This window comes from Weizmannia sp. FSL K6-0777 (assembly GCF_038593185.1).
Lineage (GTDB): Bacteria > Bacillota > Bacilli > Bacillales > Bacillaceae_C > Weizmannia > Weizmannia faecalis.
Genome location: NZ_CP151971.1, coordinates 672502 through 686684 on the forward strand (window position 1 = coordinate 672502; position 14183 = coordinate 686684).

The window sequence follows — 14183 nt, forward strand, 5'->3', positions numbered from 1 at the left end:
TCATTTCTTTTTAAAAAAGGCTCTATGGAATAGAGCCTTTCGCCGATATCAAACCATTATGAAAAGCAGGCGCCCGGGGACGGAAAGGGAGTAAAACGCGTTCCCGGACGGTTGCTTATTCGCCTGTTGCGTCCTGGATCGTTTTGACTGCATCATCCAGATTTTGGCTTGTGCTTAAATATTTGTGGGCCGCAATTTGGATCGTGTCGGATACTTTGCTGTACTTCGCGGATACCGGGCGGGCAATCGTCGTTTTCAACGCTTTTTGGAAGCCCGGCATGGTCAGCATTTTGTTTTGTTTTTGGACATCAGGATCATTCAGCAAATCATTATATCCCGGCAGGTAACCGCCTTTTGTGGACATAATCTTCTGCCCTTTTTTGCCGGCTACGAATTTTACAAACTCCCATGCGCCTTCTACATGTTTTGAGTTTTTGTTGATGCCGAGAAGCCAGCCGCCGACAGCGCCGCCGTTTGGAAGCGGGGCAATGCCAACATTTTTGATGTCTACTTTTACGCCTTCTCCGCCTGTTTTAATGGTGCCATACTGGTACGGCCAGTTCCGCGCGAAGACAGATTTTCCTTGTGCAAAGCTGTCCAGCGTTTGTTGTTCCATATAGTTCAGCAAATCTTTTGGCGCCCATGATGCTTTTGTAAATTGATACATCGCCTCAAGGCCGCCTTTGATATCTTTGTAATGATTCGTGAATTCTGTCACATTGACGGTTAAGCCTTCATATTGTTTGGACTGATAAACAAAGCCGTTTGTCGTTCCGTTTTTGCCGGCATATTTTGCAGCCATATCCCCGAGTTCTTTATAGGTGTAGTCCCCGCTTTCGAGTTTCGCTGCATCTTCCTTGCTGACAATATCGGAACGGTAATACAGAATGCCGAGGTCCGGGAAGAATGGAAGTGTGTATTGTTTCCCTTCATAGTTTCCGGAAGCCATTGAGCCGGCATTGAACTGGTCTTTCGTCAAATTGGCATCCATCATTTTCTTGTCAATCGGGACAAGGTATCCGGCACCGGCAAATTCGCCGCCCCACACAACGTCCATGGACATGATGTCATATTCACTTGATCCACTGGAGAGCGATGTCAGCAATTGGTCGTGCATTTGTGCCGAGTCATTCGTCATTTGTACCCACTTCACCTGGTACTTTTTCGATTGTTTGTTAAAAGCCGCAATGACTGCTTTTGTCGCAGGTGTGCTGTCATTTTGTGCCGCGAATTTTAACACAATCTTTTTCGAGGAACTGCCGCTTTTGCTTGATTTCGAGTTTGAATTGCTGCCGCAGCCGGCCAGCACGCCGATAACAAGCGTAAGCGCTGCCAAAATCACGCCCGCTTTTTTCCACATACGAAAGCCCCCTTTAATTTTGATGATTACACTTGAATATTACCCTGTATGCGCATACAATGATATTAGAATCTTTAGATCTATAATAAAATTTTTAGGTATTGGGGCGGCTCCGATGAAACAGTCTGCCATCAGCAAATCCATTATTGAACGCTACCTTTCATACCGCGTTGAGCACCAGCGCGAGTATTTTCTTCATCCGCCTTATATGATGGAAAAGCAGTTGTTGAATGCCGTAAAAGAAGGGAGAGTGGAAGCAGCCGAATCCGTTTTGAAAACTATCAATACGCTGGAGCGGGCAAAACTTGCGGAAGAACCGATCCGCTCGCTCCGTAATTCACTCATCTGTATTTGCACGCTGTTTACAAGGGCGGCGATCGAAGCGGGCGTGCCGCCGGAAACTGCTTTTAACATCAGCGATGCGCATATTTTGGAGATTGAAAGGATAAAGACGCAGGAAAAGCTGTTTGAACTCGAGTACAGCATGCTGCGCAATTTTACGGAAGCCGTGCAGCAGGCAAGGAAACAAGAACATCGCTACAGCCATGCGATTCATATGGCTGTGGCATATATTCATGAAAATATTTTACAGGTGATCACGCTTGAATCGCTGGCGAAACATGTTTACCTGAATCCGAGCTACTTGTCCCACTTGTTTAAAAAAGAGACCGGCGTATCGGTGACGGATTATATTAATAAAAAGCGGATTGAAGAATCAATTTATTTTTTGCTCCATACAAATATTACTATTTCCGAAATTGCGCTTCTGTTCCATTTTTGCAACCAAAGCTACTATACTTTGCTTTTTAAAAAATATATGGGGCTCACCCCAAAAGAATTCAGGGAGCAGAACCAGCACTAGCTTTGCCGGCATGTATCCGTTTTTTAACGGTCGGCTGGCGCTTCCTTGCAATTTTCCAATGTTTAACACATGGCAGCACCGTTTCACGTCCGGATTTCCATCAAGTTCCTTTCCTTAGCCCGTCTACCGCACTCGAACAAAACCGTATATCGCCCTTGCTGCAAAAAACACGGTATCAGCAAAGGGCGCCTTTTTATGACCACAAGCCGGGTTTTCCCTTTTTGCCCAGGCATTGGCGGACCGGGATTTTACATTGCCGGCGGTGCACGGAACGTATATACTAAACATGGAAACATTTCACCGTGCTAAGGAGAAAATTGTTTTGAAAAAGGCATTTGGCAATATCGATTTGACCGTAATTACAGAAGAACAATTTTTGGACGAATTTGAGAGCCGGGTACACGAAGGGATCAAAACCAATGTGTTCTTTTTGAATGCGCACTGCTACAATATCGCCCAAACCGACCGCGACTACTACCGAATTATCAATGAAGCCGACTATCTGCTCAACGATGGGGTCGGGATTGAAATCGGCGCAAAACTGTTTGACATTCCGCTTGCCGGCAATTTAAACGGTACCGACTTGACGCCGAAAATATTAAAGCGCTGTGAAAAAAACGGCTTCTCCGTATTTGTGCTCGGTGCTACCGAAACGAATCTGCAAAGTGCGATACAACATTTCCGCAAAGATTATCCCGATTTGAAAATTGCCGGCTGCCACCACGGGTATTTTCAATCAAAACATGAGATTGTGGCGATGATTAACCGCTCGCATGCCGATGTGCTGCTCGTCGGAATGGGCGTTCCGCTGCAGGAAAAATTCATTGCCGGCTTCGATCAGGAACTTTCTTGCACAGCACGGCTCGGCGTCGGCGCATTTATTGATTTTGCATCCGGAAACGTACCGCGCGCCCCGTATTTGTTCCGGAAATTGCGGATCGAGTGGCTGTTCCGATTGTTGCGCGAACCGAAACGGCTGTGGAAGCGAAATTTCGGCAGCCTCATCTTTTTGTGCCGGATTTTGCGATATAAATGGAAACATTCATAGCCTCCTTTTTCCGGCGCTGAAAGGAACAGGGCGTGCAGGACGGGAATTCAGACACGTGCCAAAAAAAGAAGGAAATACCCGGTACTTGCCGACAATAAAAGATGTGCTATTTTTGTTTTACAAAAGGGAAAAGCGGGTACGATAATGAAATCATTTGTAAAAGAAAGGTGAGAAATATGGAAATTGATATCAAACCCGCTGCACTCTCCCAATTTAAACAAATTGAATTTCAAGAAGGCGAAGGCATCCGGATTGAGGCGGTCTTTGTCGGGAGCTGTACAATTGCCGCTGAACATTCTTTGAAAATTGACCATAAACGGGAAGATGACGATTTGTTTAACAGCTTTCCGAAAGAAGTCTCCCATCCTCAAGGAATGTGAAGGTGCGAATAGCACCAATGAGTAGGTGGGAGATGAATTTCGGTTGGCTTTAGCCAAAGTTATTTTTCCAATCCTTTTCTCAACAATTCTAAGATTGCGCCTGTTCTAGTTGGAATCCCATTTTCTTTTTGATATTGCTCCAATTTTTCTAATATCGTCTTAGGCATACGAATTTCTACACGTTCTTTCTCTTCTCTCATGATTATCACCTCATATTGATTGTACGGATTTTTTACGGTATAATCAATATATACGAAATTTTTCCGCACAAAGTGAGGTGAATTGATATGGCCAAGCAAAACAAAGCTTTCAAGTTTCGTTTGTTACCAAACAAAGAACAATCCGCATTATTAGCTAAGACATTTGGTTGTGTTCGCTTTGTCTACAATAAGATGTTAGCTGAACGCAAAGAAACGTATGAAAAGTTCAAGGATGATAAAGAATTGCTTAAAAAGCAAAAGTTTCCGACTCCTGCAAAATATAAAAGTGAATTTCCATTCCTAAAAGAAGTGGATTCTTTAGCTTTGGCAAATGCACAAATGAACTTACAGACTGCTTATAAGAATTTCTTTGAAGGAAATGCGGATTTTCCAAAGTTCAAAAATCGTAAAGCAAAACAATCCTATACAACTAATATGGTCAACGGAAATATTAAGCTAGAAAATGGTCATATCAAACTGCCAAAAATCAAAAAGCCAATAAAAATGAAACAGCATAGAGAGATACCTGCTGATTATAAAATCAAATCTTGCACTATTTCTAAAACAAAGACAGGCAAATACTACATTTCAATTTTGACAGAATATGAGAAAGATATTCGTCCAGTTAAAATACAGAAAGTTGTTGGTTTGGATTTTGCTATGGATGGTCTATATGTCGAGAGTGAACAGGGTAAGAAAGCCAATTACCCACGTTACTATCGGCAAGCCTTAGATAAATTAGCAAAAGCACAACGAATTCTTTCTCGAAGAAAGAAAGGTTCTGCACGTTGGAACAAGCAACGACTAGTAGTGGCTAAATTACATGAGAAAGTGGCGAACCAACGCATGAATTTTCTTCATCATAAGTCAAAAGAATTAGCTTCTAACTTTGATGCTGTCGTGATTGAGGACTTGAACATGAAAGGGATGTCTCAAGCCCTTCACTTTGGGAAAAGCGTTCATGATAACGGCTGGGGAATGTTCACTACTTTCTTAGCGTATAAGCTAAAAGAACAAGGGAAACAACTTGTGAAAATTGATAAGTGGTTTCCCTCCACTAAGAAGTGTTCATGTTGCGGCAAGGAAAAAGAAATGCCATTATCTGAACGTGTATATAAATGTTCTTGCGGCTTTGTATTAGATCGCGATCACAATTCAGCAATCAATATCAAAAATGAGGGATTACGCTTATTAGCGTTATCATAAGTAACAAAACTCTTGGAACAAGAGGGTTAGCTCGGTCAGTTTTCGTTGGCTAGTAAAAGCAACGATAAGTCGAGAAGCCCCCACTTCAATCAAACCGTAAGGTTGATAAGTGGAGGGTAGTTCACTGTTTATGGCATTCCGCTCCTTGTATCGAAGGCAAGCCAAAAACAGCTCGGTGAGAAAGTCATCATCGATTACAATCCGAATAAAGGGTACAAACTTTCTTCAGATCAGGAAGTTTACCAATACAATCTTGACTTGACAAGAGCCGAGTAAAAAGAGGTGCTTTGCATTGAAAGAAACTTTTCGTGCATTGGTCATGGAAAATGCATCACAGCCGGCACGCTCCGTACAGGAATGGGATACGGGCCGGCTGCCGGCAGCGGAAGTCACCGTAAAAGTCGCCTATTCAAGTGTCAATTACAAAGATGCGCTTGTTGGCGTGAAAGGGGACTTTGTCAAATCGTATCCATTTATACCGGGAATTGATTTGGCAGGGACGGTGCTTGCATCCGCTGACAGCCGCTTTAAAGAAGGCGATGAAGTGATCGTCACAAGCTATAAGCTGGGCACCGGGCATTTCGGCGGATTCAGTGAAATGGCGCGCGTGCCGGCTGCCTGGGTGGTACCGCTTCCGAAAGGGCTGACATTAAGAGAATCCATGATTTTAGGGACAGCCGGCTTTACGGCAGCGCTGTCCGTGCAAAAACTGGAAGACCACGGGCTCAAACCGGGACAAGGGCCGGTGCTTGTTGCCGGAGCAAGCGGCGGTGTCGGCAGTGTCGCTGTCGATATTTTGGCAAAAAGGGGTTATGAAGTCACGGCCTCAACCGGGAAAAAAGAGGCACACGCTTATTTGAAACGGCTCGGTGCGGCCCGCATCCTTGATAGGGAGGCCGTTATGGACCATGAAGACCGGCCGATCCGCAAAACGGAATGGGCAGCGGCTGTCGATCCCGTCGGCGGGAAAACGACACAATACATCATCAGCTCCCTGCAGTACGGCGGGGCGGTGGCAACGAGCGGCCTCACCGGCGGAAGGGAAGTCAAAACAACCGTAACCCCGTTTCTCGGGCGGGCCGTCAGCTGGATCGGGATTGATTCTGTTTTTTGCCCGATGGATCTCCGCGTGAAAGTTTGGGAAAAACTTGCTGGCGAATTCAAACCGGAACATTTGACAAGTGAAATTGTCCGGGAAATCAGCCTTGAGCAAGTTCCGGCCGCACTTTCGGATATTTTGGAAGGCAAGCTCCAGGGCCGGACAATTGTAAAAATGTAACAAAAAAGGATGCGTGGCACTCGCGCATCCTTTTTTACCATCCAGAAAAAGCGCTGGTTAAATGGATAAAGGCACCGGCTGGCGTGCTTTTATCCATTCCGGGTTTTACCTTTCCTTCGAATGCACCTCCATCACCGGCTGGCATGCATGCAGAGTCGGGTTTCAGCTTTCCGCCGGCTCTACATGCACAATGACCTCATATACTTCACAATCGCGGATCAGTGAATTCTCCACTTTTGTGGAAATGTCATGGGCATGACGCAAATCAAGAGACGGATCAACGCCGATGACAAGATCAATGACCGTATTGTTTCCGTACTGCCGCGCTTTAATATCCTTCACGCTTTGGACGCCGGCTACACTTAATACTTTCGCTTTATAATTTTCCAGCTCCGACTCATCAAATCCGTCTGTTAAAAGATGGGAAGTATCACGGAAAATTTCCCAGGCGGTTTTGCAAATCAATAAGCCGACAACAATCGCAGCCGCCGGGTCAAGCCACGGAAGATGGAACTGCGAACCGATGATGCCGATGCTCGCGCCGATACTCACCCAGGCATCGGACAAATTATCCATCGCGCTTGCCCGCACCGCCTGACTATTGATGCGCTTTGATAATCGTTTATTGTACAAATAGACAAAAAACATGACGGCGGCACAAAGGAATCCGGTCCATGCCGCAGCCATATCCGGGGATTCGGATTTTCCATGTATGATCGAGAGAATGGCATCATAGAGCACCTGGATGCCGACCGCCATCATAATGAGAGAAGCAACCATGGAGGCGACATTTTCCGCTTTCCAATGCCCGTAAGGATGGTCGCGGTCCGCCGGTTTCCGGGAGAGGCGGAGCCCGATCAGGACGGCGATCGAAGACAGGATGTCCGTAATATTGTTCAGCCCGTCTGCCTTCAGGGCGCTTGAATCCGTATAGAAGGCAATTACCAATTTCAGCACCGACAGGCTTAAATAGGCCGCCATGCTGACCATAATGCCATACTCGCCTAATTTTAAATTTTGGTATTTTTCTTCATTCATTGCATTCACTTCCAATTGGTTTACTTCTCTATCATAACAATGAAGGGCAGGGTGGGTCTACAGCAACGTTTTTTCCGGCCACTATAAAAGTTAGATGCGGGAAAATTCGCCTTCACATTCATTAAGGTCTGGGATTTCAACAAATTTATGCTAATATGGAAATAGAAAAATTTTTACAGGAGGCCAACATGAGCACTGATTGGAAAACTTCTTATGAAAAATGGAACCGCTTTGCAGAGCTGGATGCCGCATTAAAAGCAGAATTATCCGGTGTAAGCGGGGATGAAAAAAATCTGGAAGACCGCTTTTATAAAAACCTCGAGTTCGGAACGGGTGGTATGCGCGGGGAGCTGGGCGCCGGCACGAACCGCATGAATATTTATACAGTCCGGAAAGCATCAGAAGGGCTGGCAAACTTCATTCTCGACCAAGGGGAAGAAGCCGTAAACCGCGGGGTCGCGATTGCCTACGATTCAAGACGCAAGTCGCCGGAGTTTGCGCTTGAAACCGCAAAAACGCTTGGCAAGCACGGGATCAAAGCCTATTTATTTGATTCCCTCCATCCGACGCCGCTTTTGTCCTTTGCGGTCCGGTACTTGAACGCTTATGCCGGCGTTGTCATCACAGCGAGCCATAACCCGAAAGAATACAACGGCTACAAAGTTTACGGGCCGGATGGCGGGCAGATGCCGCCGAAAGAAGCGGACGAACTGACAGGCTATGTGAACCGTGTCGAAAATGAGCTGCTTGTCGAAGTCGGCGAAGAAAAGGATCTGATCGAAAAAGGCTTGCTCGTTTATATCGGCGAAAATGTAGACAAAGCTTACCAGGACCAGCTCATCAAACTCCGTCAAAACAAGGAAGTGATCAGCTCGGTTGCAGATTCTTTCAAAATCGTCTATACGCCGCTGCATGGGACAGGCAATCTCCCGGTCCGCCGCGGCCTTAAAAATTTCGGTTTTCAAAACGTCACCGTTGTAAAAGAACAGGAATTGCCGGATTCCGAGTTCTCAACAGTAAAATCGCCAAATCCGGAAGAACATGCCGCTTTTGAACTTGCCATCCGCTACGGCGAAGAAATCGGCGCTGACATTTTGCTTGGCACCGACCCGGACACTGACCGCCTTGGCGTTGCCGTAAAAAACCCGGAAGGAAAATACGAGGTTTTAACTGGTAACCAAACAGGTGCATTACTGCTTCATTATCTTTTAACACAAAAACAAAAGCAAGGGACATTGCCTGAAAACGGTATTGTCATCAAAACGATTGTGACGTCAGAAATCGGCCGCGATATTGCCCGGTCTTTCGGCATCCCGACGATCGACACTTTGACCGGTTTTAAATTCATCGGTGAAAAAATCAAAGAGTTTGAAAAAACCGGTGCCCATACTTTCTTATTCGGGTATGAAGAAAGCTATGGTTATTTAATCGGCGATTTTGTGCGCGATAAAGATGCGGTGCAGTCGGCGGTCCTTGCTGCTGAAGTGGCCGCTTACTATAAGTCGATGGGAAAAACATTGTATGAAGGCCTGCTTGACATTTTCGAACAGTACGGCTACTATAAGGAATCCTTAACATCGCTCACTTTGAAAGGAAAAGAAGGATCGGAAAAAATCGCCGGCATCCTTGCCAACTTCCGTGCCCATCCGTTAACAGAAGTGGCGGGCATCCCGGTATCCGCCCGCGAGGATTATCAATCACAAGTGCGGACCAACGCGAAAACGGGAGAAACGTCAAAAATTGAACTGCCAAAGTCCAATGTGCTGAAATTTTTCCTTGAAGACGGTTCATGGTTCTGCATGCGCCCGTCCGGAACAGAACCGAAAGTGAAGTTCTACTTTGGTGTGAAAGCGGACAGCCTCGCGGAGAGCGAACAACGGAACAAACGCTTAAGCGATGAAGTTATGAATCTCGTAAATCGTATGCTTGAATAGTATTCATGGAGTGCCCCGGGCGGATTTGACGTCCGGGGCTTTTTTTCGCGCACTGGCAGAATACTGCCGGACTACCGCAGCCCAGGCGGAACAACATTTTCACTGATCCGGCCATCTCTCCGGAACCGCCCGTATTGCTGCCGCCCCCGTATTTGTACCGGTCCTTCTTTCCCGTTTCATGCAGGTTCAGTACGATTTTCCCTTTCTGCAAAAGCAGGCGTAGCTTGCAGAAATTTGCCGAAAAAATGAGCCTGATTTTTCTTTACTTTAAAAATAAGGCATGATATATTCTGGGCAGATGCACCTTTCGGCAAAAAAATCCAAAAAATATTGATACCGGTTTTATTTCAGCCGGATCAGCCATTTGGTTGCCTTTGGATGTGCAATTAAGGGGGAAAGAGAATGAAAAATGCCGGTACGGCTAAAAAACTAGTATTCTTGCTTTTAACGGTTGTACTCATTTTTTCAAACGGGATCCTGTTGGCGCCATCGAAATCAAAAGCCGCCGGAAAAGAGAAAACGAATCCATTGGTGAAAATGCCTGACCGCAAGAAACCGGACGGGCTCGATCAGGCGGAAAAATATAAAGAGGACCGGCAAGTGCGCGTCATCATTGAGCTCGCCGGCTCGCCGGCCATTACTTACGCAACAAAGCGCGGCATCCGCTATAAAGATCTCTCCAAAGACAAAAAAACAGAACTCCAGCAACAAATCAAAAACCAGCAATCTGGTGTTCTTTCAGCCATCCGGTCCAAAAAACTGCCGCTTAAGGTAGAAAACCAGTTTACAACAGTGGCTAACGGCATCAGCGGCACCATCCCATACGGCAAAATAAAAGAATTAAAGAAAATTGAAAATGTATCCCATGTTTATATCGTCAACCGGTATAAACGGCCGCAGGACAAGCTACAATCCGTATCCAGCAACGGCCTTACCGGCGCGCCTGAAACGTGGAATTTAAAGTATAAAGGGCAAGGCATGGTCATCGGCGTCATTGATACAGGGATCGACTATCGCCACAAAGATATGGTGCTGTCGGAAGGCACGGTGCCGAAACTGACCCAGGCAAAAGTCTCCGATCTCGTAAAAAAAGATGCCCTTCCCGGGAAATATTTTACGGCAAAAGTCCCGTATGGCTATAACTATGCAGATAAAAATACCAACATTATAGATGAAGGGGACGGTGCTTCCATGCACGGCATGCACGTCTCGGGCATTGCGGCGGCAAACGGCAATGAATCGGAAGGCGGCGTGAAAGGAATTGCACCGGAGGCCCAGCTTTTGGCGCTAAAAGTGTACAGCAATGACCAGGATCAAGCATATACGTACGGCGATATTTACATGAAAGCCATTGATGATGCCATTAAACTCGGTGCGGACGTATTAAACATGAGTTTTGGCACGCCGGATGTTTCTACGGACGGGAATGATCCGGAGCAAAAAGCGGTCAGCCGCGCAGTCGACAATGGGATCTTCATGTCCGTTGCAGCCGGAAACGAAGGCCAAATTGGCGGGGAAGAACATAGCCCGTTCGCATCCAACCCGGACATTGGCACCGTCAATGCACCGGGTACCGCACCGAATGCTATGTCTGTTGCCTCGATGGAAAATACGAATGTCCATGCTGATCTGCTTGATTATACAGTTGCAGGTGGAAAGACGGCCTCCATTCCATTTTTCTCGGCAGGAAGCAGGCACCCGAACGATGTCGTAAACAAAACATACGATGTTGTGGATTGCGGGTATGGCACAGCAGAAGATTTTGCAGGGAAAGATCTATCGGGCAAATACGCTTTGATGGCGCGCGGCGGCAATACAAATCTTATTGAAAAAACAGCCAATGCCCAAAGTGCTGGCGCTAATGGGGCCATCATTTACAATAATGAAAGCGGTATTCTCGAAATGGCTTCAGACCGGTTCATCAAGATTCCGCAAATTTCGGTATTGCAGGCGGACGGGGAAGCGATGAAAGCCGCTTTATCGGAAGGAAAACAGGTAAGCCTCACCTTTACCGGAAAGAAAGCCGAAATCCAAAATCCAGAAGCCGGAAAAATGAGCTTTTTCTCCTCTTGGGGAACGGCGTCCAACTTGGACTTCAAGCCGGAAATCACGGCACCTGGCGGGGAAATTTATTCGACATTAAACAATGACCAGTACGGCACCATGAGCGGCACATCGATGGCCACCCCGCATGTTGCGGGCGGCGCTGCGCTTGTATTGCAGTACATCCAGTCTGCATTTCCGTCACTAAAAGGCGCAGATAAAATAAAACTGGCAAAGACACTGCTCATGAACACGGCAATGCCGCTAACAGACCCGGATTCCAAAACGTTTTATTCGCCGCGGAAGCAAGGCGCAGGGCTGATGCAAATCGACAGGGCGGTGACAACGCCGGTGTATATTGTCCGGAAAGGGACAAGCGACGGAAAAGTGGCGCTTAAAGAAATCAGCGCCAACAAATTTTCTTTTACCTTAACAGCAACCAACTTTGGCAATCGGGATGTAGAATTATCAGTCAGCACAAAACCGCTCGCGGACAGGGTTGATGCGCAAGGCAAGCTGGCGTTATCTTCCGCGGAAATTGAAGACGCCGCTGTCACGATAGACAATCCGTCTGTGAACATTCCAAAAGGCGGGTCAAAAGACATCATGATTACGATTGACTTGTCCAGGGCGGATGCAAGTTTGGCAAAGAAAATGAAAAACGGCTACTTTGTTGACGGTTTTGTCACGTTCCATGAAGAAGGATCAGGGCTTCCGGATTTGTCCGTCCCTTATTCCGGTTTTAAAGGGGACTGGGGAAAGGCACCTGTACTTGACCAGATGGTGTATAACTGGAAACAGTCATTTTTCCAAATCTCCGGCATGGTGGATGGAGACGGTTACTATCTCGGCGAGGATTTATTTGAAGAAAACCGTTTCGACCAAAATAAAATTGCCATTTCGCCGGACGAGGATGGTTCGGGCGATACTGCAACACCGGTCCTGTCTTTCTTGCGGAACAGCAAAATGGCCGAATTCAGCATTTTGGACAGGAATAAAAAAGAAATCCGGAAGCTCTATACCGAATATGATTTGCCGAAAAACATCTGGGATGACCTGCCGTATACTTATATTCCGGATGATACGGCATGGGACGGCACCGTGAACAATAAAAAAGTAGCGGACGGAAAGTATTATTACCGGATCAGGACAGCACCGGGCGGTTCCGAAAAACCGGGGCAGACGGTACAAATTCCTGTACGGGTCGACACAAGAGCGCCGGAGATCAGCCATATCAGCTATGATCATGACGCCGATGAGCTCAGTTTTTCCGCCATGGACAACGGGGGAAGCGGCGTTCGATATATCCTGCTGTTCGTTGACGGGAATTTGGAAGGCGCAGTGGAGCCGGACGCCGGACAAACGTACCGTGTCCCGCTCAGCGTGAAGGCCAATCAATCGATTACCGTAACAGCATACGATTATGCCGGCAACCATGCCACAAACACCGTAAAGGGGAAAAACGCTGTATCCGGCTTCCATTTGGAAGAGCCGTTTCCGCTGACGCCGTATGATTCAAGGGATATAGATGTATACGGAACGATTACGAATCCGTATAAAGTCGGATTCGTTACGGTGGAAGGAAAAGATTTGGCGGTTTCCCCGGTGAAAATACCGGCAGAAGCGGATGTTGACGGGACGTATCTGTTTGATTCAACAGAGTCCGGTCAACCGGTCCGGTTCAAAAAAGACGGCGTATTTGACCTGAAGATTTCCGCAATCGATGAAAAACAAAATAAAATGGAATTCAACAGGAAAGTGATCATTGACTCGACAGAACCGGGCATCAAAGCGGACGGTTTGCCGGACGACAATCGGACAGAATCAGGGGCTGTCAAGGTGACGGTAACGGACAATTTTGACCGGCTCCGTCTTACGGAAAACGGGAATGAAATTTTCAATCATCCATTCGGCAAAGACGTAAAGAGCGGGGACCAGTTTGCCATGCGGAAATTCAGCAAAACGATGGCGCTCAAACTGGCGGACGGGAAAAATGTGTTTAAAGCGGAAGATTTTGCCGGCAATACCACTGAACTGGCAGTCATTAAAATTCCGCCGAAGCCATCGCGTGTGGACAAAGTGGGTGACCGGGATACGAAAGTGACGGGCTCCGCCAAAAGCGGCCTTGTTGTCGAAGTAAAAGCCGGTTCTAAAAAGCTTGGCAGCGCGGCTGCAAAAAACGGAAAATTCTCCGTCCCGATTCCGAAACAAAAAGCGGGCACTGTATTATCCGTCTCGGCCAAACAAACAAGCACCGGTTATGCCAGCAGAACGGTGCAAGTGAAAGTAGCGGATGAAACACCGCCACCTCCGCCAAAAGTGCGGACTGTCACCAATTTTTCGAAAAAGGTAACCGGCACAGCAGAGCCATATGCGAAAATCACGGTGAAAGCCGGCAAAACAACGATCGGAACCGGCAAGGCCGGTAAAAACGGGGAATTTGCGGCCAAGATACAACCGCAAAGCATCGGCAGAAAACTGTATGTCTATGCAACCGATGCAGCGCGCCATACAGGAAAGGCCGCAGCCACAACCGTAAAACCGCCGGCACCGTCCGCACAGGGCGTTAAAGCAGGCGCAACGAAAGTGACCGGAACTGCACTTAGCGGGTACAAAGTCTATGTCAAAACCGGAAAAACGGCAATCGGCCATGCTGTTGCCGGAAAAAATGGCAGGTTCACCGTGAAAATCAAAAAGCAAAAGGCAGGCGCAAAATTGTCGTTGTATGCTGTTAAAAACGGCATTTGGAGCGACGCTAAAACGATTACGGTACAAAAATAGGAGAGCGGATCACCCCATTCAAAACGATATCGCTTTTCAAAAGGAGCATAAC

At 46.9% G+C, this 14183-nt stretch carries 10 protein-coding genes; 7 read left to right on the forward strand and 3 right to left on the reverse strand.

From position 1 onward, the window contains the following. Positions 1 to 115: 115 nt before the first annotated feature. Positions 116 to 1360 (reverse strand): extracellular solute-binding protein, encoded by a 1245-nt coding sequence (locus tag NST70_RS03095; RefSeq protein WP_342475721.1) that lies wholly within the window; start codon positions 1358 to 1360, stop codon positions 116 to 118. Between the two features lie 115 nt (positions 1361 to 1475). Here NST70_RS03095 and NST70_RS03100 point away from each other — a divergent pair, with 115 nt between their 5' ends. The 3 genes from NST70_RS03100 (at position 1476) to NST70_RS03110 (ending at position 3650) form a co-directional block, all read left to right on the forward strand. Beyond that, positions 1476 to 2222, forward strand: coding sequence for an AraC family transcriptional regulator (locus tag NST70_RS03100; RefSeq protein WP_035182402.1), 747 nt, complete (start codon positions 1476 to 1478; stop codon positions 2220 to 2222). A gap of 322 nt (positions 2223 to 2544) precedes the next feature. Then, complete coding sequence (locus tag NST70_RS03105; RefSeq protein WP_014096043.1) at positions 2545 to 3270, forward strand: WecB/TagA/CpsF family glycosyltransferase; 726 nt, start codon at positions 2545 to 2547, stop codon at positions 3268 to 3270. 176 nt (positions 3271 to 3446) lie between these two features. Further along, on the forward strand, positions 3447 to 3650 hold the full coding sequence (locus tag NST70_RS03110; RefSeq protein ID WP_235601916.1) for a hypothetical protein: 204 nt from the start codon (positions 3447 to 3449) through the stop codon (positions 3648 to 3650). A 59-nt stretch (positions 3651 to 3709) separates the two neighbouring features. On the opposite strand, the gene NST70_RS03115 is transcribed toward NST70_RS03110, so the two are convergent. Beyond that, positions 3710 to 3850, reverse strand: coding sequence for a hypothetical protein (locus tag NST70_RS03115; protein WP_014095675.1), 141 nt, complete (start codon positions 3848 to 3850; stop codon positions 3710 to 3712). A gap of 87 nt (positions 3851 to 3937) precedes the next feature. Between NST70_RS03115 and NST70_RS03120 the strand changes: the two genes are divergently transcribed. Both NST70_RS03120 and NST70_RS03125 read left to right on the forward strand, forming a co-directional pair. Continuing rightward, positions 3938 to 5056, forward strand: a complete 1119-nt coding sequence (locus NST70_RS03120) for an RNA-guided endonuclease TnpB family protein (protein ID WP_014095882.1) — start codon at positions 3938 to 3940, stop codon at positions 5054 to 5056. A gap of 292 nt (positions 5057 to 5348) precedes the next feature. Next, the gene (locus NST70_RS03125) at positions 5349 to 6335 is read left to right on the forward strand and encodes an acryloyl-CoA reductase (RefSeq protein WP_035189414.1); all 987 of its coding nucleotides are present in this window, start codon (positions 5349 to 5351) and stop codon (positions 6333 to 6335) included. Between the two features lie 162 nt (positions 6336 to 6497). Here the strand turns inward: NST70_RS03125 and NST70_RS03130 are convergent, their stop codons facing one another. Continuing rightward, entirely contained in the window at positions 6498 to 7373 is an 876-nt protein-coding gene (locus NST70_RS03130) for a cation diffusion facilitator family transporter (protein ID WP_035189452.1), read from the reverse strand. 188 nt (positions 7374 to 7561) lie between these two features. Here NST70_RS03130 and NST70_RS03135 point away from each other — a divergent pair, with 188 nt between their 5' ends. Further along, a complete protein-coding gene (locus tag NST70_RS03135; RefSeq protein WP_035189416.1) occupies positions 7562 to 9307 on the forward strand; it encodes a phospho-sugar mutase in 1746 nt (581 codons plus the stop codon). A 402-nt stretch (positions 9308 to 9709) separates the two neighbouring features. Continuing rightward, positions 9710 to 14131 carry a S8 family serine peptidase gene (locus NST70_RS03140; RefSeq protein ID WP_328229670.1) on the forward strand — a complete coding sequence of 1474 codons (4422 nt, stop codon included), beginning with the start codon at positions 9710 to 9712 and terminating at the stop codon, positions 14129 to 14131. The last annotated feature ends 52 nt before the right edge of the window (positions 14132 to 14183 follow it).

Excerpts from the sequence above, each read along its gene's own strand:
- NST70_RS03095 (WP_342475721.1), bottom strand. The coding sequence starts at position 1,360 with ATGTGGAAAAAAGCGGGCGTGATTTTGGCAGCGCTTACGCTTGTTATC.
- NST70_RS03135 (WP_035189416.1), top strand. The coding sequence starts at position 7,562 with ATGAGCACTGATTGGAAAACTTCTTATGAAAAATGGAACCGCTTTGCA.
- NST70_RS03130 (WP_035189452.1), bottom strand. The coding sequence starts at position 7,373 with ATGAATGAAGAAAAATACCAAAATTTAAAATTAGGCGAGTATGGCATT.
- NST70_RS03110 (WP_235601916.1), top strand. The coding sequence starts at position 3,447 with ATGGAAATTGATATCAAACCCGCTGCACTCTCCCAATTTAAACAAATT.
- NST70_RS03140 (WP_328229670.1), top strand. The coding sequence starts at position 9,710 with ATGAAAAATGCCGGTACGGCTAAAAAACTAGTATTCTTGCTTTTAACG.
- NST70_RS03100 (WP_035182402.1), top strand. The coding sequence starts at position 1,476 with ATGAAACAGTCTGCCATCAGCAAATCCATTATTGAACGCTACCTTTCA.
- NST70_RS03120 (WP_014095882.1), top strand. The coding sequence starts at position 3,938 with ATGGCCAAGCAAAACAAAGCTTTCAAGTTTCGTTTGTTACCAAACAAA.
- NST70_RS03115 (WP_014095675.1), bottom strand. The coding sequence starts at position 3,850 with ATGAGAGAAGAGAAAGAACGTGTAGAAATTCGTATGCCTAAGACGATA.